Genomic DNA, 20,299 nt, shown 5'->3' with positions numbered 1-20,299 from the left:
TAGGCAGCCACCTTCGTGGCTGTCAAAACAATTCAGAATATCGATGTAGCGTCCAATGACACTTGAAAGCAGAACGGCAATTAAACGACTGGATCAGTCCTGTTGCCGAGCCTGACTTTGGGTGCTGCCTTGATCCTGACTGTGAGCGGGTTCCTGATCCGGAGCCAAGCCTTGCCCCCGGCGACGATGCACCAAATACAAAGGTCGGTTCTTGACCTCGGCAAAGATGCTGGCGACATACTCACCTACCACGCCCAGCGAGAGCATATTCACACCCGCAAAGAACAGCACTACGGTGATCAAGGTGGTCCAGCCCCGTACGGCGTCTCCATAAATCAAATGCTTGAAGATAATGAACAAACCGTAGCTGAAAGACAGCATCGCCAGCACCGCACCCAACAAACTCAACAAACGTAGCGGCCAGGTGGTAAATGCCGTCAAACCATCCACTGCAAAGCGTAGTAGTTTGGCGGGGCGGAATCGACTGACCCCATACAAACGCTCGGCGGGGGAGTAGTAAATAGGCTCGGACGGAAAACCCACCCAGGCAAACAAGCCTTTCATGAAACGACTGCGCTCGGGCAAGGCCATCAGGGCATCGACCACACAACGATCCATCAAGCGAAAATCGCCCGCATCACGAGGTACGCGTAGGCCATTGGATGTACGCATCAACTTGTAGAACACACTGGTGCCCACACGCTTTAGCCAAACTTCGTCCTCGCGGGTTTCCCGTACGGCATAGACCATTTCCAGCCCGGTAGACCAACGCTCCAGCATGGTTTCAATCAAGGCAGGAGGATGCTGCAAATCCGCATCCATACACACGACCACCTGCCCGCGACTGGCTTCCAAGCCTGCCGTCAACGCCGCTTCTTTACCGAAGTTGCGTGATAACTGCAGATAAACCAATTGGGGGTAAGTTTGACGCAATTGCTCTATGACCAAAGGCGTTGCGTCAGTGCTGCCATCGTCAACGAAAATGATTTCAAAAGCCGGAACCAGTTCACGCAACGTTGCCACCAGAACGGGCAACAGTGCGGGCAAGTTTTCTGCTTCATTCAAACCCGGGATAACGCAAGAAAGTGTCTGCGCCTGTCTCTTTGTAATCATTATTCCTTGAGCACCATGCTGTAACAAAATTGAGGGCTAGCCAACAAAAAGTAATCGTAGCCTGCCAGCCCGACTCGTGCAATTTACCCTACGCGCTGCTTGCCTTAGCAAAAAAACGCCGCTCAAGATCATCAAGTCCTCTAAAAACCACCTTTCAAGGAAAAAACACCTGAAACACAACATCCATACTCTGAAACTTGGACTCAGTGTAGGAAGGCAGGCGTTGAATCTGCGTGAAATCCGACGTGAACATATCCCGCATCCGAGCGTTTTCTTTCCGGCTTGACCCCGGTGAGCCCTACCAATAAGATAGATAAAATATATATCTTTAAATTAAAAATATTATGACTCTCAACGCTTTGTGTACCCGCCAGGAAATTCATGACCTGGTCTGGGACTTTTACGATCGCATCCGCATGGACGAAGTCCTTGGCCCGATTTTCTCCGAGCGCATTAAGGATTGGGATACACACCTGGGTGTAATGGAAGAGTTCTGGTCGTCCCTGCTGCTCAAGACCGATGGCTTCAATGGCAACCCCATGGCCAAGCACTTGTCGCTCCAGCACATTCAGGCCAGCCACTTTGAACAATGGCTGCGTCTGTTCAAGGAAACCTGTCAGGAACGCGAAAATCAGGCTATGGCCAAGCTAGCGCTGGAGTACGCCCAGCGTATCGCCCGTAGCTTCTGGTTTGGCTACCAATTCCAGCACAACCCCACCAAAGTAGCCAGCGAACTGCAACTGCCCTGATCATGCGCCTGACCAACCTTACCGACTACGCTCTGCGTCAATTGATGTATCTGGGCCAGAACGAAGACAGGCTTTGCACCATCGCGGAAATTGCCCAGTACCACCAGATTTCCCAAGCCCACCTGATGAAAGTCACCCACCTGCTGTCCAAAGGCGGCTGGATTCAGACGCAGCGCGGGAAAAATGGCGGGATGCGGCTGGCGCGTGCTCCTGAAGATATCAATCTGGGCGAGCTGGTGCGCTATACAGAAACCGATCTGGCCGTGGTGGAGTGCTTGGGCAGTGGCACCCATTGCATCCTGAGCGGTCGCTGCAATCTAAGCAATATCCTTAAACAGGCACTGGTCCAGTTCCTGAGTTATCTGGACAACTACACGTTGCGCGACATTATTGTTCCCGGCAGCAGCCCGGAACAGACCATTTCCTGGCCCACCAAGTCGATGCACTCCGCCTGATAGCAAACGGACGGATAGCAAACGGCCCCGGATTTCAAAGAATCCGGGGCCGTTTGTCGACGGTCTGACTCAGGCCTTACGCCGGAAAAATCAGCTCGCTGCGTACGGTACTGGAGTGAGCACGCACGGCGTCCAGCAACTCCTGTTCTGGTACACGATCCAGATCTGTCATGGCATAACCCAGTTCACCTTGTGTTTGCAGCTGCTGACGAGTGATGTTGATGCCGTGTTGGGCCAAAATATTGTTCAAGCCCCCCATTGCACCAGGAACATTGCGATGGACATGCAACAAACGCACGGCGCCTTGAATATCGTAGTACGACACTTCCGGAAAGTTCACTGCGCCCTTGGTGGCACCGCTACGCAAGTAACTAACCAGTTTCTCGGCCACTTCACGGCCAATATTTTCCTGCGACTCCTGGGTGCTACCGCCAATATGCGGCGTCAGAATCACATTGGGCATGCCGATCAACGGACTCTTTAAAGGCTCGTCCACACTTTTCGGCTCAGTGGGGAAAACATCCAGTGCCGCACCTGCCAAATGACCACTGACCAGGGCCTGATGCAAGGCATCAATGTCCACCACTGTGCCGCGCGACGCGTTGATCAGGATGGAACCTGGCTTCATGGCCGCGATCGTCTCGGCATTCATGATGTTATGCGTGCCCTGCCCGCCTGGGACGTGCAAGGTCACCACATCGGACTCGGCCAGCATTTGCTTAAGGCTGCCGTAGACACGGGCATTGCTCAGCGGCAGTTTGGATTCCACATCATGGTAGAGCACGCGCATACCCAGCGCTTCAGCCAAGGTACCGACCTGAGAACCAATATTGCCGTAGCCAATCACACCCAAAGTCTTGCCACGGATCTCGAAAGCGCCATCGGCACTCTTGTCCCAGAAACCCTGGTGTACGCGCAGGTTCTTCTCGGGGATACGACGCAGCAACAAGATGGCCTCACCCAGCACCAGCTCGGCAACCGAGCGGGTGTTGGAGAACGGCGCATTAAAGACTGGTACGCCGTGGTTCTGGGCTTGGTCCAGATCCACCTGGTTGGTACCAATACAAAAACATCCCAGCACTTTAAGCTGGTCTGCGTGCTCCAGCACCCGGCTGTCAAACTGGGTACGGGAACGAATTCCGACCACTTCGGCGCCTTTGACAGCGTCCAGCAGCTCCTGACCCGACAAGGCTCCCTTGTAGGTCTGAATATCGGTCAAACCAGCAGCCTCAAAAACTTCACGGGCGCTAGGATGAATGTTCTCAAACAGGACAATGCGACTCATGATGGTTCCAGTCATTTAAATAGTATCTAAATGGTACTATTTTTTTAGCCCACCGGATCGAGCATCAACAATAGCAGCAGGGGATTCAAGTCTGACTGGCAGACCAGAACGATGAATCCAAAGCCAAATACAAAAACCCAGGCTCAGAAAACAACGTCCAAGACCTGGGTCATTCAAAGGCAGCTCAAGCCCTTAAAAGCGCTTGCTGCCTGCACAGACTGCTATCAAGAACCAAATGGCACCGGGCGTGGTGTGTTGTCACGCGAAGGGGGCAAAATGGGCAGTACGATTTCAGGCTGTTTGCCCGTCAGCGTTTTCAAAAACGCGACGATCTGGGCATTTTCCTCTGCAGAGAAACTGCGACCCAACTGCAAACGACCCATTATATCCACGGCTTCGGTCAAGGTATTTACCGCACCATCGTGGAAGTAGGGGTAGGTCAGCTCGACGTTACGCAAGGTAGGAACCTTGAAGTTGAAACGGTCGGCATCTTTACCCGTCACAGCCGCACGGCCTTCGGCAGGATTGGTGGTTTGGTAGGGCTCGATCAGCCCCATTTTCTGAAAGGACGTACCACCCAGGTTGGGACCGTTGTGGCAAGCTACGCAACCACTACCCTTGAACAGTTGATAGCCAGCCAATTCCTGATCAGTAATGGCTTTCTTATCGCCTTTTAGCCACAGATCAAAGCGCGAATCAGGCGTCACCAAGGTTTCCTCAAACGCGGCAATCGCGGAGGTGACTTCATCAATGCCAAAGTCGGCCTTGCCAAAGACTTGCTTGAACTCGGCCTTGTACTCGGGAATGGAGCTCAGGAACTCCATGGCCAGTTCGTGCGTAAACGCCATTTCCTTGGGATTGGCAATGGGGCCGCCAGCCTGCTCTTTCAGGTCGCTAGCACGGCCATCCCAGAACTGGGCCAGATTCAGGCTGGAGTTCAAGACAGTGGGCGAGTTGATGGGGCCTTCCTGCCAGCGATCACCGATGGAGGTACGGATATTGTCCGTGCCGCCCATGCTCAGGTTGTGACAGGAATTACATGAGATAAAGCCCGAACGGGACAAGCGGGGTTCAAACCACAGCTTTTTACCCAGTTCAACACGTGCCGGGTCGCTGACAACAGCAGCGGGAATCGGCTGTACAGGTTCATTTTGCTGGGCTTGCGCGACGCTGCCAAGCAGTAAGCCGGAGGCTAGAGCCGAGAGAGTGAACAGGCGTAATTTCATAACAACTTCCTTATGGGATGACAGAGCTTCCTGCCAGTGAGGTCCGGGTAGGACCCATAACCCTGCTGGCCTTATGGATATCGTAAGGAATGCCATTTCATTACACATTGATACATCGCAAGGAAATAATCTTTCCAGAGATGCTTAGGGAACTTTCAGAGGAAAGTACAACTAAGCCGCCACGTTCTCTATAGCGCCTTGACGAAAGGCAAAAAAAATGCCGCCTGCGATCAAGCAGGCGGCACCTCAGATTTGTTGCAAATTGTGTTTTTTACACGCCCAAATAGCGCGTCCACAAAGTGCGATCGGCCCCCAATGCGTCGGAGTTCCCCTGCCAGACCAATTTGCCACGTTCCAAAATGATGTGGTGATCGGACAAGGCCATCAAACGCTCGACATATTTGTCGATCAGCAAGATGGTCTGCCCCTCTTCACGCAAGACGGCCAGACAGTTCCAGATTTCCTCACGCACCTTGGGCGCCAGGCCCTCGGAGGCTTCGTCCAGAATCAGCAGCTTGGGGTTGGTAACCAGGGCACGACCGATGGCCAGCATCTGCTGCTCCCCCCCTGAGAGCTGATTACCCATATTGGAGGCGCGTTCACGCAAGCGCGGGAAAAACTCATAGACACGCTCGGGCGTCCAGGTTTTGCTGGCTTGCGGGTTGCGGTTGCAAGCAAACGCCGTCAGGTGCTCGGCCACCGTCAGGTTGGGAAAGCACTGGCGCCCTTCGGGCACAATGGCAATCCCGGCACGGGCAATACGATCCGGATTCCAGCCCGCAATAGACTGGCCGTCGAACTTCACATCCCCACCGCGCACCGGCAACTGGCCCAGAATGGTTTTCAGCAAGGTGGTCTTGCCCATGCCATTGCGGCCCAACACCGTCACCACCTGTCCGCTGCGAATGGACAGATCTACCCCGAACAGCACTTGGCTGGCGCCATAGCCGCTTTGTAATTGAGTTGTTTCAAGCATGGCTTTCCACCTTAGTTGGCACTGGCGTGTCATCGTCACCCAGATAAGCTTGACGCACAGCCTCGTTATCACGGATTTCGGCAGCCGTACCCGTGGCAATAATGTGACCTGCCACCAGCACAGAAATCCGGTCAGCCAGACGGAAAACGGCTTCCATATCATGCTCGACCAGCAACATGGTGGCTTTGCCACGCATGGTTTCAATCAGTTCAGTCAGACGCAGTGTTTCATCCGGCCCCATCCCGGCCATAGGTTCGTCCAGCAAAAGAACGTGCGGCCGGCTGGCCAACGCTAGGGCGAACTCGACCTTGCGCTGCTCACCATGTGGCAAAACACCAGCCTGAGTGTGCAGCAGCGATGCATTAATGGCGCATTCGGCGGCCAACTCACGGGCCTGCTCATACAACTCGGTTTCCGCCTGACGAGCACGCCAGAAGCGGAAACTGCTGCCACTGCATGCCTGCAAAGCCAATACCAGATTATCCAGCACCGTGTAATTCTTGAAGATATTGGTGATCTGGAAGGAGCGCGCCAGACCGGCGGCAACACGCTCGTGACCCGACAAGGACGTCACGTCACGCCCGCCCAGCAAGAGCTGGCCCGAATCCGGACTCAAGGTGCCCGACAACAAATGAATCAAAGTGGATTTACCCGCACCGTTCGGGCCGATCAAACCATGGATTTCACCGGGCACCAGGTCCAAAGACACATCATTGGTCGCCTGCAAGGCGCCAAAGCGCTTCATCAGACCACGGGCCTGCAAGGCGGCCGAGCCACTGCCTGCCTTGGAGGTGGCTGCTATCGTATTCGTCATGTTTGCTCCTTGGCGGTAGTAGCTGGATCAGCGACCGAGCGGATACGTACCAGTCCGGCCAATCCCTTGGGAGCAAAGAACACCACCAGCAGCAATAAAATACCCAAAGGCATGTGCCAGTACTCGGTCCAGTTGCGCAGCAACTCTTCCAGCACCAGCATCACAAACGCCCCCAGCGCACCGCCATACAACAGACCAATCCCCCCCACCAGCACCATGATGATCAGGTCCGCTGATTGGGTCCAATTCATCAGGCTAGGCGAGACAAACAGGTTATGGTTGGCCAACAAAGCCCCAGCCAGCCCCATGATGGCACCACTCAAGGTGTAGGCCGTTAAGCGAATGCGGTAGACGGGGTAGCCCAAGGTCGTCATGCGACTTTCGTTTTCACGCGTGCCCATCAAGGCCTGTCCGAAACGAGCATTAACCAGACGGTTGATCAGGAACAGAACCGCCAGTAACAGAGCCAGAACCAGGTAGTAAAAGCTCAGTTCATTGCCCAAATCAATACCGGGCAAAGAGGAATGGTTGTACATGTTCAAACCGTCCTCGCCACCGTACTGCCGCAAGGAGATGAACAGATAAAAGATCATCTGCGCAAACGCCAGCGTAATCATGATGAAGTACACACCACGAGTACGCAGCGACACGGCACCAGTCAGGAAAGCCAGCAAACCGGAAATCAGCATGGCGGCTGGCCAGGTGATCAGGCCGCTTTGCACACCTTCAGTGGCCAAAATGCCCACGGTATAGGCCCCGGCGCCAAAGAAAGCAGCATGCCCCAGAGCCACCATCCCGCCATAACCGAGCACCAGATTCAAGGCAGTCGCTGCCATGGCATAGATGAAGATACGGCGTACAAAGGAAATATAAAACTCAAGCCCGTACAGCGGTGCAATCAAGGGGAAAGCCAACAAGGCCACCAGCGCCAGGACCGATAAAATACGCGAAGTAGACATACATTAACCTCGCGCCGGGAACAAGCCCGAAGGACGGAAAACAAGAACAACAGCCATCAGAACATAGATCGAAATGGCAGCAATCGTAGGCCCGACACTGGATGCCACATCCGCCGGGAAGACGTTACGCAGCAACATCGGCAGGAAGGCACGGCCAGCAGTATCAACCATACCCACCAGCAAGGCACCTACAAACGCACCACGAATCGAACCAATGCCGCCGATCACGATGCACACCAGGACCAGGATCAGGATGTCCTCGCCCATACCGATCTGAACCGCTGTAATCGGCCCGAGCAAGGCACCGGCCAGCGCAGCCAAAGCGGCTCCAAGAGTAAATACCCCCAAGAACAGGATAGGCACGCGAACCCCCATCAGGGTCGCCATTTGTCGGTTGGATGCACCTGCCCGCACGAGCACCCCGGCTCGGGTTTTGGTCACGAAGGCATACAGAGCCAGTGCCACCACCAGACCGACCGCAATAATCATCAGACGGAAGGCGGGATAGAGGAAATCAGGCAAGAGTTCGACCGGCCCGGACAACAAGGCAGGCATATTCAACATAACGGGGGTTGGGCCCCAAATCATTTTGACCACATCATTGGCGATCAAAATAACGGCGTAGGTTCCCAATACCTGAGCCAGGTGATCACGAGTGACCAGCTTGCGCAGAATGAGAATTTCCAAGGCAATACCGACCAGGGCTGTCACTGCCACCGCCACCACAATGGCGGCGGTAAAGGACCCTGTACGCTGCATGGTTTCCGCGGCCACATAGGCTCCCGCCATATAGAGGGAGCCGTGGGCCAGGTTCATGATATCCATAATGCCAAAGACCAATGTCAGGCCGGCGGCAATCAGAAACAACATCAAACCAAACTGCAAACCATTCAGCAATTGCTCGCTAATCAGAATGAGCGACATGCTTTTACCACCTGTGAATCTTAATTAAGTTTGCAATCTTTGGCGTAGACATCCTGGTAGGAGTCAAACACCTTGCTGACCATACGGTTTACAAGACGTCCGTCCTGATCCTTGACCACCTCACGTAGGTAGTAAGCCTGAATGGGGAAATTGTTGTTGCCGTAGGTAAAGGGGCCACGAACCGAGTTGTAGTCGGCCGCTTTCAATGCCTTGAGCACCGCTTCGCGGTCAGACACCTTGCCATCGACCTGTTTGACGGCGGCGTCGATCGCCAAAATCACGTCATAAGCCTGGGCGGCGTAAACCGAGGGGTATCGGCCGTCGTAGGCTTTGCGAAACTCCTCAACAAAGGTCTTGTTGGCCGGAATATCCAGATCTGGTGACCACTGGGCGGTATTGAGCATGCCCAGAATAGGCTCGCCCACGGCGGGGATAATGTCTTCATCACCCGAGAAAGCGGGGCCCAGCAAGACCACATCCTTGTTCAGGCCTGCAGCCACGAACTGTTTGATGAAGTTGATGCCCATGGCACCGGGCAGGAAAAAGAACACGGCCTGAGGCTTGGCAGCACGGATTTGTGCCAATTCAGCCGAGTAATCGATCTGGCCCAACTTGGTGTAGAGCTCATTGTCAACGGGTTTGCCATAACCTCGTTTGAAGCCGTTCAAGTGGTCTTTGCCGGCTGGGTAATCAGGGGCAATGATGAACATTTTTTCGTAATTGCGATCCGCCGCCACTTTACCGGCAGCCTCGTCAAAGGCGTCGTTCTGGTAGGACACGCCAAAGAAGTACGGATTACAACCAGCGCCGGCCAGTTGGCTGGGGCCCGGGTTGCTGGTCAGATAAGGTACTTTGGCCGAGAACAAGGCGGGAGCCACTGCCAGGGCGACGTTGGAGCCGACAGGGCCAGTAAAGAAGTCGATCTTGTCGCGTTGAACGAAACGATTGACCAATTGGCGGGCCTGATCCGGATTACCGGCCATATCCTGTGCAATGAACTCGGCAGGAAAGCCGCCCAGCTTGCCATCCAATTGCTTGATGGCCAGATTGAAGCCATCGCGAACCTCGCCCCCAACAGCCGCAAACGGACCGGATGTATCCATTGCCATCCCCACTTTGATGGTATCGGCATGAGCCAGAGAACCACCAAAAGCCGCAGCCAACGCCACGGTCAATGCAATACGTTTCATGTTATCTCCTTGCGCCACCGCGCTTATAGGCTGTCTTTCTTTAAGATGCACAGCAGATCGAAACACCAATTCAACTATGCCAACCATTCATTTATAAATAGTTTAGTTATCAAACAATTTTGCTGACAAGCTGTGGTTTTTACCTACACCCCTTCAATGTCCAGGTCATTCGACAAGAAACAGAGCACCGTACCAACTCCCTGTACGGATAAGCACTATAACGACTGTAGAGATAGCCGTTTATGCACGTTTTCCTTGATTTTGTTAACAATATTGCGCCAGACCCGCTGCTACACTGACGGCTTGCGTCATTATTGGAGATCCCATGCGTATTTCCCATTCTCTGTGTCGCCTTGTCCTTGGCAGCGCCCTGCTCGTTCCCGTCCTGAGCCATGCACAGTCCTCGGAATCCGTGTATCTGGCTGATCTGGCCAAGTCCAACAAGCAAGTGGCCCAGCAATATCAAAACCTGATGCAGGACGTTGCCAAACGCGCCAGCTGGGTAAAAGAATTTGGTACGGCTTCACCGGGTGAGACCGTTTCCCTGGATGGACGCCATTACCAGGTCTTCCAGGGCTGCAAGCCTCATGACTGCACCAGCTCCAGCTACGTTGTCCTGCTGGATGCACAAGCGCAGACCCTCTCCTACGGCGCTTTTGTCGAAAACAAGGAATCGGGCCCAGGTTGGGCCAGCAGCCAGATTCAATGGCTGGGAAATCCCGAGCTTGATCAGATCCGTTTGATGTCGCCTGCCCTGTTCTAAAGCAAACAGCACTTGACCTTGCCCCCGTGGCAAGCCTTAAGCTGGCTCCATTGTTTTTATCAAGGAGTCAGCTATGTCCACCTTCTCCGTACCCGACATGACCTGCGGCCACTGTGTACGCAGCATCACCGAAGCCATTCAGGCTGTCGCCCCTCAAGCCACCGTCAGCACGGATCTGGAAAAACACCAGGTTACTGTTCAAGGTCTGGATGGCGCGCAAGCCCTGAAAGTGATTGAAGAAGCGGGTTACACCCCCAGCGCCCTGTAAGCATGCCGCGCCTTTCATGGCGTCAATGCTGCAGAGCGAAAAAGGCCGGTTGATACCGGCCTTTTTCTATCGCGGACTTGGCGGGCACGAGCATACCGGCAATGGCTGCACACCTCTGAGACAATACCGGTCAAGCCTGCCAATATTGGCCGCAAGAATCGGAGTGCTTGCGATGAAAGACCAGCGTATTCTGGCTTCGTAATGAATGATGTCAGGACATATGCCTCATGACTAAAAAGCGTGCTTACGAAACTGAGGATCAGCGCTGGGCAGCCGTGCAAGCGCGGGACTGCGCCGCCGACGGCCAGTTCGTCTATGCGGTACGCACCACAGGCGTGTACTGCCAACCCAGCTCGACAACACGGCTTCCCAAGCGCGAAAACGTCGAGTTTTTTGATTCGGCCCAGGCTGCGGAAGCAGCGGGCTACCGTTACAGTCGTCGCGTCCGTGGCAACCAAACCAGTGCCGCAGCCGAACGAGCCGCGATCGTGGCGCGTGCCTGCCGCCTGATCGAAACGTCGGAAACACCCCCTTCGCTGAAGCAACTGGCCACCGCAGTAGGTAAGAGCCCCTTTCATTTCCACCGACTGTTCAAAGCGGAAACCGGCCTGACGCCCAAGGCATACAGCTCGGCCTATCGCGCTCGCAGACTGCGCGAGGAACTGAGCAGCCCCAACGCCTCCATCACGAACGCAATCTACGACAGCGGATTCAACTCCAACAGCCGCTTTTATGAAACCTCTGGACAGTTGTTGGGCATGCGCGCGCGCGAGTACCGGGCCGGTGGTGCCGGTGCGCTTATCCGTTTCGCGGTGGGCCAGTGTTCGCTGGGAGCCATTCTGGTCGCCCAGAGCCAACGCGGCATCTGTGCCATCCTGCTAGGCGAGGACCCCGAACAACTGGTGCGCGATCTGCAAGACCAGTTTCCCAAAGCCGAGCTTATCGGCAGCGACGGGGATTTCGAGCAATTGATCGCCCAGGTCGTGGGCTTTATCGAAACCCCTTCAATTGGTTTGCACCTACCGTTGGATGTACAGGGCACGGCCTTCCAGGAGCGTGTCTGGCGCGCCTTATGCGAGATCCCACCCGGCACCACCGTCAGCTACACAGAGATCGCCGAACGCATCGGCGCTCCCAAAGCGGTGCGCGCTGTGGCGCAGGCCTGCGCCAACAACCACATTGCCGTGGCTATCCCCTGCCATCGCGTCGTGCGGCGCAATGGCGACCTGGCCGGCTACCGCTGGGGTATAGACCGTAAACGTGAACTACTGCGTCGTGAAGTACAAGACTGATAGTCGGCTGCCTGCCCCATCATCAATAACGGGTTTTGAAGGCAAGAAACGGAGTTCCCCGTCAGGCCAGGATACATACGATATGAGCTCCCAATAGAAATACAGGAGATTTCACTCATGGCTTTGCTTGATGGAAAGGTTGCCCTTGTTACCGGAGCATCCTCTGGTATTGGACGCGCCATCGCATTGATGTTTGCTGAGCAGGGAGCGGCACTTGTTCTTACGGCAAGGCGCAGCGCTCTGCTTGAGGCCGTCGCCAAGGAAATCCGGCAGTCTGGCGGCCACGCTGAGTTTGTGGCCGGGGACATTACACAGGCCCAAACCCATGAGCAATTGATCGAAACCGCGACCAAGCAATTCGGAGGTCTGGATATTACGATCAATAACGCCGGTATTGTCGGCGCCCTCAAGCCACTGGCCGAGATGTCAGAAGAGGAATGGCAAGCAACGCTGGATACCAATCTTACAGCGGCTTTTCTGGGGGCTCGCAGCCAAATTCCGGCCATGCTCAAGCGCGGTGGCGGTTCGATTGTTTTCACATCGAGCTTTGTAGGCACCAGTGTTGGCCTGCCCGGTATGAGCGCCTATGGGGCCGCTAAGGCGGCACTCATGGGATTGGTCAAAGGCATCACTGCAGACTATGCGGCCAAAGGCATACGAGCCAATGCCCTTTTACCGGGCGGAACCGATACAGACATCGCCGGAGACCAGAGCACCAAAGAATGGGCGGCTGGGCTGCACGCCATGAAACGAATCGCCAAACCTGAAGAAATTGCATCTGCTGCGCTTTTTCTTGCCAGCCCCATGTCCAGTTTTGTTACCGGCTCCGCCCTGTTTGCGGATGGCGGCAATGCGGCTGTGAAATGACAAGGCGGTGCTTCCTGACAACAGAGGAAGCACCGCACGGATTCCAGGTAGCCGAAGGCTTAGCCCAACTGCCCTAAAACCGGGAACGTCTTGAGCACCCAGATAGCAAAACGCGCCAGTTCACCTGTGGCCATAGCCCAGCCCATTACAATCAAAACCAGACCCGCACCCCAGCGCACATAGCGCCCGATCTTCCTGATTTGCGTCATGCGTTGCAAAAACGGCGTCACAAAGCAGGCAGCCAGAATAAAAGGGACGCCCAGGCCCAAGGCGTAAACGGACAGCAGAATACTGGCTTTGCCTGCGCTGGCGGTACTGGCCCCCATCATCAGAATGCCAGCCAGAATCGGGCCGATACAGGGAGTCCAACCAAAACCGAAGGCCAGGCCCATCACCGTTGCACCGCCAGGACCCGCCGCCTTGCCGGACTCAAAGCGATAGTAGCGTTGCAGGCTCATGGGCATGCGCAGTACACCCATCACACTCAAACCTGCTAGCGCTACCATGACGCCCGCCGCCACATTCAGCTCATAACGGTAGGCCATCAACAACTGGCCCAGATACGACAGGCTGGCCCCCAAGGCGATGAACACCAGCGAAAAACCGGCGACAAAGCAAACGCTGCGCCCCAGTAGCTGGCTGCGCTTGACCTGCGTATACACCTGTCCGTCCCCAGCCAGATAAGACAAATAACCGGGGACCAGAGGCAAAACGCAGGGGGATAGAAACGAAGCCATCCCCGCCAAAAACGCCGTTGTCAGAGCGATCAAGCCCAAATCCAAAGACACTATTTCCATATCAAGGGGCCGTAGCAGGTTCCGCTGCAGGCGTGGCCGGCATACGCATACGTTCGCGCGCCAGTTGCAAGCCTTGATTCACTACCTTGGCGGTTTCCGAATCTGGCGGGAACTGCGCCAACAAACGCTGCCAATAATCGATCGCTGCCGGGTATTGCTCGTTATGCAAAGCAGCCGCTCCAGCTAGCATCAAACCCAAAGGTTCTTCGGGGTACAGATCCAGCGACCGCTTGACCAGGCGGCCTGGCAAGCCATCCAAGGTGTCGATACCTGCCAACAGCATGGACTCGGCATACTCGGCAAGCGCAGCCGGATCTCCGTCCACGACCGGCATGGCTTTGGCATAAGCTTCTGCCGCTTGCTGGTGACGGCCGTAATAGCGATGCGAACGGGCCATCATCAACCAGGCACCAGGATCATCCGGATTGTCTTTGAGACGCTGCTCCAGACGGGCCACCATGGCCTCAATATCCACGGGCTGGGCGTTGGCCTGCTGCTGCACGGCAGCCGGGTCCAGCATCACCGGATTACCCAGATAAAAATACAAGGCGATGGCGGCAAGCGGAATACTCAGCATCAAGGTCCAAGCCAGCCTGGGTGCACCGGTTTGTTGCACTGCTTCCGTTTTCAGGCCCTCGTTCTCTTCCAGTACACGTTGGCGCAAATCCATCTGCGCCTGCTCGAAATCCTGAGCAGACAACACACCCGCCTGCTTGTCTCGCTCAATCTCTTTGAGCTGCTCGCGCAAAATCGCCAGATTGGCCTGTTTGTGTTCCACCACTCGCTGCAAGGCCGGTTTGCGCTTGACGCTTAACATCAAATACAGCGCGCACACCAAGACCAGCAGTGCGGCCACGATATAAAAAACAATAGTCACGATTGTTCATCCCGAGAAGAACCTTGCAAAAGCGCATCGGCTTGACGACGCTGCTCATCGGTCAGGGCCGTGTCATCACCGGCACGGTGTCGACGGCGCAAGGTAAAGGCATAAACCAGAAAACCGATCAACAGCAACAGGGCAGGCCCCAACCAAAGCATCACCGTGCTGGCTTTGAAAGGCGGGCGATACAAGATGAAATCACCGTAGCGGTCCACCATGTATGTACGGATTTGATCCGGGGTACGGCCCTGGCCCAGCTGTTCCATGATCTGGTGGCGCAAGTCCACGGCCAGCTCGGCACGCGAAGCCGCAATAGACTCGTTCTGGCACACCAGACAACGCAGTTCAGCCGCAATTTCCAGCATCACCGACTCCTGCGCGCCTTGCACCCCCGACTGGGCTTGGGCAGACGGTAGAAAAAGCCACACACTGGCAACCAGTGCCGCCATCCATTGACGCATCATCATGGCTGCTGCTCCAAACGACGAATTAAGGGCAACAAGGTTTCCTCCATGGACTCACGCGACACGGGGCCTATGTGCTTGAAGCGCACAATGCCCTGCTTGTCGATCACAAAGGTTTCCGGCACACCATACACACCGAAATCAATGCCCACACGCCCGTCCCGATCCATAACGGAAACCTCGTAAGAGTTGCCATTGCGCAGCAACCACTCACGGCTTTCCTCGGGTACATCCTTGTAGTTCAGACCCACAACCGGCACCTTGTGCTTGGTGGACAGCTCCTTGATAAAAGGATGCTCTGTCAAACACGGATAGCACCAGGAGGCCCACACGTTCAACAGCCAGACGCGGCCTTTCATTTGCTCCCCCGAAAAACTGGCTTCAGGCTTGTGCAATTGAGGCAGGCTGAACGCCGGGGCCGGTTTATCGACCAAGGGCGAAGGCACCTCGCTGGGTTTCAAGGTCAAACCAATACCCAGAAATACCAACAACAGCACAAAGCCGATCAAAGGGACGGTAAAACGGTTCATGCCTGCACCTGCTTGTGCGTATTCATGGCCTTGTTCTGCACAGCGGTACGAGTTTGCTTGACACGATAGCGTCGATCACTGATCGCCAGTGCGCCACCCAAGGCCATCAGCAAACAACCCAGCCAGATAAAGTCCACCAGCGGTTTGTAGTACAGACGTACACTCCAGACGCCTTGGTCATACTTATCGCCCAGCGCCACGTAAATATGACGCAAGCCATTGGTATTGATCGCCGATTCCGTCATGGGCAAGGCCGAGGACAGGTAAGTGCGATTTTCCGGGTACAAGGTAGCGACCACCTTGCCATCCCGCAACAGCTCCACCGTGCCACGCTCGGCGGAGTAATTCGGACCGGGCACAATGTGTACGCCTTGGAAACGCGCGTCATACGCGCCGACCTGCGCGGTCTGTCCAGGCTGCAACAGAACGTCGGTTTCTGTTTCGTAATGACTGACCATGGTCACGCCCAGAACAAAAACCGCCACCCCCATATGCGCCAGATGCTGTCCCAGCCAGCTACGTGGTTGCGAGAACACGCCTGAACGCGTGGCGCGCACACGCTTGACCACATCGAACAAGCTGCCCAGCACGATCCACACGGCCAATCCCGCCCCCAAGGCGGCAGTGCCCTGCCATTGCCCATACAGCAACGGAATAGCGGCACCCAACACGACGCTGAACACAATCACCAAGGTCAGTTGGCGCACCAGATCCAGAAGGTTGGCTCGTTTCCAGTTCGCCAGCACACCAAAGACAATCAAGACCAAAGCCGGAATCATCAAGGGGACAAACACCTTATTGAAATAAGGCGGGCCTACCGAGATTTTGCCCAGGCCCAAGGAATCCATGATCAGCGGGTACAAGGTTCCTAGCAAGACTGTACCTGTCACCACCACCAGCAAAACATTATTGACCAGCAGCAAGGATTCACGCGACACCACGGCAAACTGCCCGCCTGCCCCGACACGCGGTGCGCGCCAGGCAAACAGAATCAGGGAGCTACCAACAATGACGGCAAACAGACTCAGAATGAACACACCACGGGCCGGGTCTGTCGCAAACGCATGCACCGACGTCAGCACACCGGAGCGCACCAGGAAGGCGCCCAAGATGGACAAGGAGAAGGTGCTGATTGCCAGCAATACGGTCCAGTTCTTGAAGCTGCCACGTTTCTCCGTGACCGCCAAAGAGTGAATCAAGGCAGTACCCGCCAACCAGGGCACAAAGGAGGAGTTCTCCACCGGATCCCAGAACCACCAGCCGCCCCACCCCAGCTCGTAATAGGCCCACCAGCTACCGACCGCAATCCCCAAGGTCAGGAACAACCAGGCCGAGGTTGTCCAGGGACGCGACCAACGTGCCCAACTGGCATCCAGACGGCCTGCCAGCAAAGCAGCAATCGCAAAGGCAAAGGCCACAGAAAAACCCACATAGCCCATATACAGCAAGGGCGGGTGAATAATCAGACCAATATCCTGCAAGAGCGTGTTCAGGTCCAAACCTTCAGCCGGCACCGGGAACATGCGCTCAAAGGGGTTGGAACTGAGCAGGACAAACAGCAGGAAACCGGCGGTGATCAGCCCCAATACACCCAGCACCCGAGCCAGCATGGCTTCAGGCAAGGAGCGCGAGTAAACACTGACGGCAAAAGCCCAGCCTGTTTGCATGAACATCCACAGCAAGAGCGAGCCTTCGTGCCCTCCCCATACTGCGGCAATGCGGTAGAACAAAGGCAGCTTGGTGCTGGAGTTCTGCGCCACATAGGCAACAGAAAAATCAAAGCTGACAAAGGACCAGGCCAGACACAGCAAGCTGAACGCCACCAGACCGAATTGCCAGCGCGCTGCCGGGCGCGCAAAGGCCATCCAGGCCAGATTGCCGCGCCAGGCCCCGTACAAGGACACAATGCCTTGAGCCAGCGCCAGCACAAAGGTAAGAATCAGGGCAAAGTGCCCAAGCTCCGGGATCATGGCTGGGCTCCTTGTTTGGCACGCTCGGCCTGCTCCATGGCATGCATGGCCTCAGGCGGCATGTAGTTTTCATCGTGCTTGGCCAGCACTTCTTCCGCTACAAAATGGCCCTGCTCGTTCAGGCGGCCTTGGGCCACCACGCCTTTCCCCTCTTGAAACAGATCCGGCAAAATTCCGGTATAGCTAACGGGCACCTGGGCCGCACCGTCTGTCACCACAAAATTCACAGCCATACCTTGGGCTCCACCACGGCGAATACTGTCCATCTGCACAATGCCGCCCACCCGGAAAGTCCGGTTTTCAGGGCTTTGCCCCTGGCTAACCTCAGTAGGGGTGAAAAAGAACACCAGACTGCTTTGAAAGGCGTTCAGGACCAAAGCCGTTGCCGCTCCCAGTACCACTAAAGCGCCCAGAATCAGGGCAAGACGATTCTGTCGCTTAGTCATGACGCTGCTCTCCCAGGGCGCGCTCATCACGCACCCGTTGCCAGGCGCGTGCCCGTCCTGCCCGTACGCTGAGCACTTCGCCCAGCAACAATACGGTACAGGCCAGCACCGAGCCCCATACGTACACGGCGTAGCCGCCCATAGCGAAAAAATCGCCCACACTCGACCAATGCATCATCAGCCCTCCGTCAAGTTGCGAACCCAGGCGGTATGCGCCTCACGTTCAAGAATCAAATTGCGCACCCGATACAGTGCGATGGCAATGCTGTAGCACCACATGGCCAGACTCATCAGCAACATGCCCGTCAGCATGACGGTCGCCATGGAAGGCGAGCTGGTCAGCGATACCGAAGCCCCCTGATGCAAGGTGTTCCACCATTGCACCGAGAAATAGATAACGGGCACATTGACCACCCCGACCAAGGCCAGAATGGAGGCGGCTTTATCCGCGCGGCGCGGGTCGTCGATCGCCCCGCGCAAACCCATGAAACCCATATACAGAAACAGCAGCAACAATTCGGACGTCAGACGGGCATCCCAGACCCACCAGGCGCCCCACATAGGCTTGCCCCACAGCGCACCAGTCACCAAGGACAAAACCGTACAGATCGCCCCGGTCGGTGCCAGTGCAGCGGCCATCATGGCTGCCGTACGGCTATTGAAAACCAGGCTGATCAAGGACCAGAAACCCATGGCCAGGTAAATCAGCATGGACATCCAGGACACCGGTACATGCAGAAAAATAATGCGGTAACCCTCGCCTTGCTGGAAATCCGTCGGGGCCAGGAAAAAGCCCACATAAGCCCCTGCCACGAACAGCAACAGGGCCAATGCAGCGGCCCACGGCACAATGCGTCCGGCCAGGACATAAAAGTTTTGAGGGGCGGCGTAACGATACAAAAAGTTCATGGAATTTACTCAAGAGCAAGGCGCAACGCCGCTGCCGTAGCAAGTGGCGCAAAGAACAAAGCCAACAGTAAAAAAGCGGCCAGAACGGACAGATGCGCTTGTGCACCCAACCCGGCCTGAACCGCTTGCACCGCCCCCGCCCCAAAGACCAGAACGGGAACGTAAAAGGGCAAAATCAATAGAGCCAGCAAGACACCTGCTGAACGCAAACCCAGCACCAAGGCCGCGCCAATCGCCCCCAACAAGGTCAGGACGGGCAGCCCCAGCGCCAGGGACACCATCAACACACCCAGACTGGACGTAGGCAGACTGAATTGCAGCCCCAGAATGGGAGCCAACAACAGCAACGGCACGCCAGTCAAAAAGGTATGCGCCAACACCTTGCCCAAAACCCAGAGGCTAAGCGGCAAATGGGAAAACAGAACCTGCTCCAACGCGCCGTCCTGCTCGTCCTGTTCAAACAGGCGGCTTAATGACAGCAGCGTGGCCAGCAAGGCCGACACCCACAGCACACCCGGGGCCATCTTGGACAACAAGGCCGCATCTGCTCCCACGCCCAAAGGGAACAGGCTGCACACCACCAGAAAGAAAACCAGGGGAATCAGCACATCGCCGGGCCGACGCATCGCCAAGCGCCACTCGCGCTTCATCAAGGCTAAAAAGAGATTCAACATGCCTGCCCCAGATCCAGGTGCTGCACCTCCAAATCCCAGGGCAAGGTCTGGTGACTGGTCAGAATGACAGCGCCCTGTTTGTGCAAATGCTGTGCAATCAACTCGCCCAGAAACTTCTGACCGGCACTATCCAGCGCGGTCAGTTGCTCGTCCAGAATCCATAAGGGACGGTTGCTGAGCGCCAGACGCACCAAAAACACACGGCGGCGTTGCCCTGCCGACAACTGCCTTACCGGCACTCGACGGTAAGCCAGCAAACTGCCTGCCAGCAGCGCCTGATCACAGGCGTCCCGCTCCAAAGGAACACGATCCTGCATAAGCAGGCTGTCCAGGTTTTCTTGCACCGATAAGCTGCCATTCAAGCCGGGGGCATGGCCGCCGTACACAAGCTGTTGCCGGTAATCGCTATCGTTGCTTTGCACAGGTCGGTCGCGCCAGATCAGTTGGCCTTCATCGGCCTGGGCGATATTGGCCAAGATACGCAGCAAGCTGGTTTTGCCGCTACCATTGGGCCCACTGACCAAAAGGCATTGGCCAGCGTCAAGCCTTAGGCTCAGCTCGGAGAACACACGACGCTGGCCCCGTTTACAGGTCAGCGAAACAGCGTCAAGCACAGCACCTCCTTATCAAGAAAGCAGACAGAGCGAAGCCGCCCATCGAAAAAGGCGGCTTGCTTAGCTCGCTAAGTAATGACGAGCCTCTTTCAAGACAGGGGATACCTGACTTAGTTCCGCAATAACCGTCAGAA

At 55.8% G+C, this 20,299-nt stretch carries 24 protein-coding genes; 6 read left to right on the top strand and 18 right to left on the bottom strand.

From position 1 onward, the window contains the following. Positions 1 to 93: 93 nt before the first annotated feature. The gene (locus AC6I6N_RS10550; RefSeq protein WP_094195647.1) at positions 94 to 1,113 is read right to left on the bottom strand and encodes a glycosyltransferase family 2 protein; all 1,020 of its coding nucleotides are present in this window, start codon (positions 1,111 to 1,113) and stop codon (positions 94 to 96) included. Between the two features lie 344 nt (positions 1,114 to 1,457). Here AC6I6N_RS10550 and AC6I6N_RS10545 point away from each other — a divergent pair, with 344 nt between their 5' ends. Both AC6I6N_RS10545 and AC6I6N_RS10540 read left to right on the top strand, forming a co-directional pair. Further along, positions 1,458 to 1,862, top strand: a complete 405-nt coding sequence (locus AC6I6N_RS10545; protein WP_094195646.1) for a group III truncated hemoglobin — start codon at positions 1,458 to 1,460, stop codon at positions 1,860 to 1,862. 2 nt (positions 1,863 to 1,864) lie between these two features. Next, complete coding sequence (locus AC6I6N_RS10540; RefSeq protein ID WP_094195645.1) at positions 1,865 to 2,317, top strand: RrF2 family transcriptional regulator; 453 nt, start codon at positions 1,865 to 1,867, stop codon at positions 2,315 to 2,317. Between the two features lie 76 nt (positions 2,318 to 2,393). On the opposite strand, the gene serA is transcribed toward AC6I6N_RS10540, so the two are convergent. The 7 genes from serA to AC6I6N_RS10505 form a co-directional block, all read right to left on the bottom strand. Next, positions 2,394 to 3,602, bottom strand: a complete 1,209-nt coding sequence (gene serA / locus AC6I6N_RS10535) for a phosphoglycerate dehydrogenase (RefSeq protein ID WP_094195644.1) — start codon at positions 3,600 to 3,602, stop codon at positions 2,394 to 2,396. 224 nt (positions 3,603 to 3,826) lie between these two features. Next, positions 3,827 to 4,828, bottom strand: a complete 1,002-nt coding sequence (locus AC6I6N_RS10530) for a cytochrome-c peroxidase (RefSeq protein ID WP_094195643.1) — start codon at positions 4,826 to 4,828, stop codon at positions 3,827 to 3,829. Between the two features lie 271 nt (positions 4,829 to 5,099). Then, a complete protein-coding gene (locus AC6I6N_RS10525; protein WP_094195642.1) occupies positions 5,100 to 5,804 on the bottom strand; it encodes an ABC transporter ATP-binding protein in 705 nt (234 codons plus the stop codon). Then, on the bottom strand, positions 5,797 to 6,618 hold the full coding sequence (locus tag AC6I6N_RS10520; protein WP_094195641.1) for an ABC transporter ATP-binding protein: 822 nt from the start codon (positions 6,616 to 6,618) through the stop codon (positions 5,797 to 5,799). The genes AC6I6N_RS10525 and AC6I6N_RS10520 overlap by 8 nt, the downstream gene beginning before the upstream one ends. Beyond that, positions 6,615 to 7,577 (bottom strand): branched-chain amino acid ABC transporter permease, encoded by a 963-nt coding sequence (locus AC6I6N_RS10515; RefSeq protein ID WP_094195640.1) that lies wholly within the window; start codon positions 7,575 to 7,577, stop codon positions 6,615 to 6,617. The genes AC6I6N_RS10520 and AC6I6N_RS10515 overlap by 4 nt, the downstream gene beginning before the upstream one ends. 3 nt (positions 7,578 to 7,580) lie before the next feature. Next, positions 7,581 to 8,501: a branched-chain amino acid ABC transporter permease gene (locus AC6I6N_RS10510; RefSeq protein ID WP_094195639.1), complete on the bottom strand. Its 921-nt coding sequence runs from the start codon at positions 8,499 to 8,501 to the stop codon at positions 7,581 to 7,583. Positions 8,502 to 8,521: 20 nt separating this feature from the next. Continuing rightward, positions 8,522 to 9,691, bottom strand: a complete 1,170-nt coding sequence (locus AC6I6N_RS10505; protein WP_094195638.1) for an ABC transporter substrate-binding protein — start codon at positions 9,689 to 9,691, stop codon at positions 8,522 to 8,524. 325 nt (positions 9,692 to 10,016) lie between these two features. Here AC6I6N_RS10505 and AC6I6N_RS10500 point away from each other — a divergent pair, with 325 nt between their 5' ends. The 4 genes from AC6I6N_RS10500 to AC6I6N_RS10485 all read left to right on the top strand — a co-directional run bounded on the left by AC6I6N_RS10500 (position 10,017) and on the right by AC6I6N_RS10485 (position 12,881). Continuing rightward, on the top strand, positions 10,017 to 10,454 hold the full coding sequence (locus tag AC6I6N_RS10500) for an Ivy family c-type lysozyme inhibitor (RefSeq protein ID WP_427957473.1): 438 nt from the start codon (positions 10,017 to 10,019) through the stop codon (positions 10,452 to 10,454). A 73-nt stretch (positions 10,455 to 10,527) separates the two neighbouring features. After that, entirely contained in the window at positions 10,528 to 10,722 is a 195-nt protein-coding gene (locus AC6I6N_RS10495) for a heavy-metal-associated domain-containing protein (protein WP_022983238.1), read from the top strand. A gap of 227 nt (positions 10,723 to 10,949) precedes the next feature. After that, positions 10,950 to 12,014, top strand: a complete 1,065-nt coding sequence (gene ada / locus AC6I6N_RS10490; protein ID WP_264672431.1) for a bifunctional DNA-binding transcriptional regulator/O6-methylguanine-DNA methyltransferase Ada — start codon at positions 10,950 to 10,952, stop codon at positions 12,012 to 12,014. 117 nt (positions 12,015 to 12,131) lie between these two features. Then, on the top strand, positions 12,132 to 12,881 hold the full coding sequence (locus tag AC6I6N_RS10485; protein ID WP_094195635.1) for an SDR family oxidoreductase: 750 nt from the start codon (positions 12,132 to 12,134) through the stop codon (positions 12,879 to 12,881). 59 nt (positions 12,882 to 12,940) lie between these two features. On the opposite strand, the gene AC6I6N_RS10480 is transcribed toward AC6I6N_RS10485, so the two are convergent. The 10 genes from AC6I6N_RS10480 to ccmA are packed head-to-tail and all read right to left on the bottom strand — an operon-like array spanning position 12,941 to position 20,165. After that, on the bottom strand, positions 12,941 to 13,678 hold the full coding sequence (locus AC6I6N_RS10480) for a cytochrome c biogenesis CcdA family protein (RefSeq protein WP_094195634.1): 738 nt from the start codon (positions 13,676 to 13,678) through the stop codon (positions 12,941 to 12,943). 1 nt (position 13,679) lies between these two features. Then, positions 13,680 to 14,555: a c-type cytochrome biogenesis protein CcmI gene (gene ccmI, locus AC6I6N_RS10475; RefSeq protein WP_094195633.1), complete on the bottom strand. Its 876-nt coding sequence runs from the start codon at positions 14,553 to 14,555 to the stop codon at positions 13,680 to 13,682. Next, positions 14,552 to 15,025: a cytochrome c-type biogenesis protein gene (locus AC6I6N_RS10470; RefSeq protein WP_094195632.1), complete on the bottom strand. Its 474-nt coding sequence runs from the start codon at positions 15,023 to 15,025 to the stop codon at positions 14,552 to 14,554. The genes ccmI and AC6I6N_RS10470 overlap by 4 nt, the downstream gene beginning before the upstream one ends. Then, positions 15,022 to 15,552, bottom strand: coding sequence for a DsbE family thiol:disulfide interchange protein (locus AC6I6N_RS10465; RefSeq protein WP_094195631.1), 531 nt, complete (start codon positions 15,550 to 15,552; stop codon positions 15,022 to 15,024). The genes AC6I6N_RS10470 and AC6I6N_RS10465 overlap by 4 nt, the downstream gene beginning before the upstream one ends. Beyond that, on the bottom strand, positions 15,549 to 17,522 hold the full coding sequence (locus AC6I6N_RS10460; RefSeq protein ID WP_094195630.1) for a heme lyase CcmF/NrfE family subunit: 1,974 nt from the start codon (positions 17,520 to 17,522) through the stop codon (positions 15,549 to 15,551). The genes AC6I6N_RS10465 and AC6I6N_RS10460 overlap by 4 nt, the downstream gene beginning before the upstream one ends. Continuing rightward, on the bottom strand, positions 17,519 to 17,968 hold the full coding sequence (gene ccmE / locus AC6I6N_RS10455; RefSeq protein ID WP_094195629.1) for a cytochrome c maturation protein CcmE: 450 nt from the start codon (positions 17,966 to 17,968) through the stop codon (positions 17,519 to 17,521). The genes AC6I6N_RS10460 and ccmE overlap by 4 nt, the downstream gene beginning before the upstream one ends. Next, entirely contained in the window at positions 17,961 to 18,146 is a 186-nt protein-coding gene (gene ccmD, locus AC6I6N_RS10450) for a heme exporter protein CcmD (protein ID WP_230019015.1), read from the bottom strand. The genes ccmE and ccmD overlap by 8 nt, the downstream gene beginning before the upstream one ends. Beyond that, positions 18,146 to 18,877, bottom strand: a complete 732-nt coding sequence (gene ccmC, locus AC6I6N_RS10445) for a heme ABC transporter permease CcmC (protein WP_094195628.1) — start codon at positions 18,875 to 18,877, stop codon at positions 18,146 to 18,148. The genes ccmD and ccmC overlap by 1 nt, the downstream gene beginning before the upstream one ends. Positions 18,878 to 18,882: 5 nt before the next feature. Beyond that, complete coding sequence (gene ccmB / locus AC6I6N_RS10440; protein ID WP_094195627.1) at positions 18,883 to 19,551, bottom strand: heme exporter protein CcmB; 669 nt, start codon at positions 19,549 to 19,551, stop codon at positions 18,883 to 18,885. Next, positions 19,545 to 20,165, bottom strand: coding sequence for a cytochrome c biogenesis heme-transporting ATPase CcmA (gene ccmA, locus AC6I6N_RS10435; RefSeq protein WP_108728103.1), 621 nt, complete (start codon positions 20,163 to 20,165; stop codon positions 19,545 to 19,547). Before ccmA ends, ccmB begins: the two co-directional genes overlap by 7 nt. Between the last annotated feature and the right edge of the window lie 134 nt (positions 20,166 to 20,299).

This window comes from Alcaligenes sp. LTN-3, assembly GCF_059735605.1.
This window is presented reverse-complemented; position numbering and strand designations above follow the sequence as displayed.

Bases quoted from the DNA above. Each gene is read 5' to 3' on its own strand.
- AC6I6N_RS10550 (WP_094195647.1), bottom strand. From the start codon at position 1,113: ATGATTACAAAGAGACAGGCGCAGACACTTTCTTGCGTTATCCCGGGT.
- AC6I6N_RS10545 (WP_094195646.1), top strand. From the start codon at position 1,458: ATGACTCTCAACGCTTTGTGTACCCGCCAGGAAATTCATGACCTGGTC.
- AC6I6N_RS10540 (WP_094195645.1), top strand. From the start codon at position 1,865: ATGCGCCTGACCAACCTTACCGACTACGCTCTGCGTCAATTGATGTAT.
- serA (WP_094195644.1), bottom strand. From the start codon at position 3,602: ATGAGTCGCATTGTCCTGTTTGAGAACATTCATCCTAGCGCCCGTGAA.
- AC6I6N_RS10530 (WP_094195643.1), bottom strand. From the start codon at position 4,828: ATGAAATTACGCCTGTTCACTCTCTCGGCTCTAGCCTCCGGCTTACTG.
- AC6I6N_RS10525 (WP_094195642.1), bottom strand. From the start codon at position 5,804: ATGCTTGAAACAACTCAATTACAAAGCGGCTATGGCGCCAGCCAAGTG.
- AC6I6N_RS10520 (WP_094195641.1), bottom strand. From the start codon at position 6,618: ATGACGAATACGATAGCAGCCACCTCCAAGGCAGGCAGTGGCTCGGCC.
- AC6I6N_RS10515 (WP_094195640.1), bottom strand. From the start codon at position 7,577: ATGTCTACTTCGCGTATTTTATCGGTCCTGGCGCTGGTGGCCTTGTTG.
- AC6I6N_RS10510 (WP_094195639.1), bottom strand. From the start codon at position 8,501: ATGTCGCTCATTCTGATTAGCGAGCAATTGCTGAATGGTTTGCAGTTT.
- AC6I6N_RS10505 (WP_094195638.1), bottom strand. From the start codon at position 9,691: ATGAAACGTATTGCATTGACCGTGGCGTTGGCTGCGGCTTTTGGTGGT.
- AC6I6N_RS10500 (WP_427957473.1), top strand. From the start codon at position 10,017: ATGCGTATTTCCCATTCTCTGTGTCGCCTTGTCCTTGGCAGCGCCCTG.
- AC6I6N_RS10495 (WP_022983238.1), top strand. From the start codon at position 10,528: ATGTCCACCTTCTCCGTACCCGACATGACCTGCGGCCACTGTGTACGC.
- ada (WP_264672431.1), top strand. From the start codon at position 10,950: ATGACTAAAAAGCGTGCTTACGAAACTGAGGATCAGCGCTGGGCAGCC.
- AC6I6N_RS10485 (WP_094195635.1), top strand. From the start codon at position 12,132: ATGGCTTTGCTTGATGGAAAGGTTGCCCTTGTTACCGGAGCATCCTCT.
- AC6I6N_RS10480 (WP_094195634.1), bottom strand. From the start codon at position 13,678: ATGGAAATAGTGTCTTTGGATTTGGGCTTGATCGCTCTGACAACGGCG.
- AC6I6N_RS10470 (WP_094195632.1), bottom strand. From the start codon at position 15,025: ATGATGATGCGTCAATGGATGGCGGCACTGGTTGCCAGTGTGTGGCTT.
- AC6I6N_RS10465 (WP_094195631.1), bottom strand. From the start codon at position 15,552: ATGAACCGTTTTACCGTCCCTTTGATCGGCTTTGTGCTGTTGTTGGTA.
- AC6I6N_RS10460 (WP_094195630.1), bottom strand. From the start codon at position 17,522: ATGATCCCGGAGCTTGGGCACTTTGCCCTGATTCTTACCTTTGTGCTG.
- ccmE (WP_094195629.1), bottom strand. From the start codon at position 17,968: ATGACTAAGCGACAGAATCGTCTTGCCCTGATTCTGGGCGCTTTAGTG.
- ccmD (WP_230019015.1), bottom strand. From the start codon at position 18,146: ATGATGCATTGGTCGAGTGTGGGCGATTTTTTCGCTATGGGCGGCTAC.
- ccmC (WP_094195628.1), bottom strand. From the start codon at position 18,877: ATGAACTTTTTGTATCGTTACGCCGCCCCTCAAAACTTTTATGTCCTG.
- ccmB (WP_094195627.1), bottom strand. From the start codon at position 19,551: ATGTTGAATCTCTTTTTAGCCTTGATGAAGCGCGAGTGGCGCTTGGCG.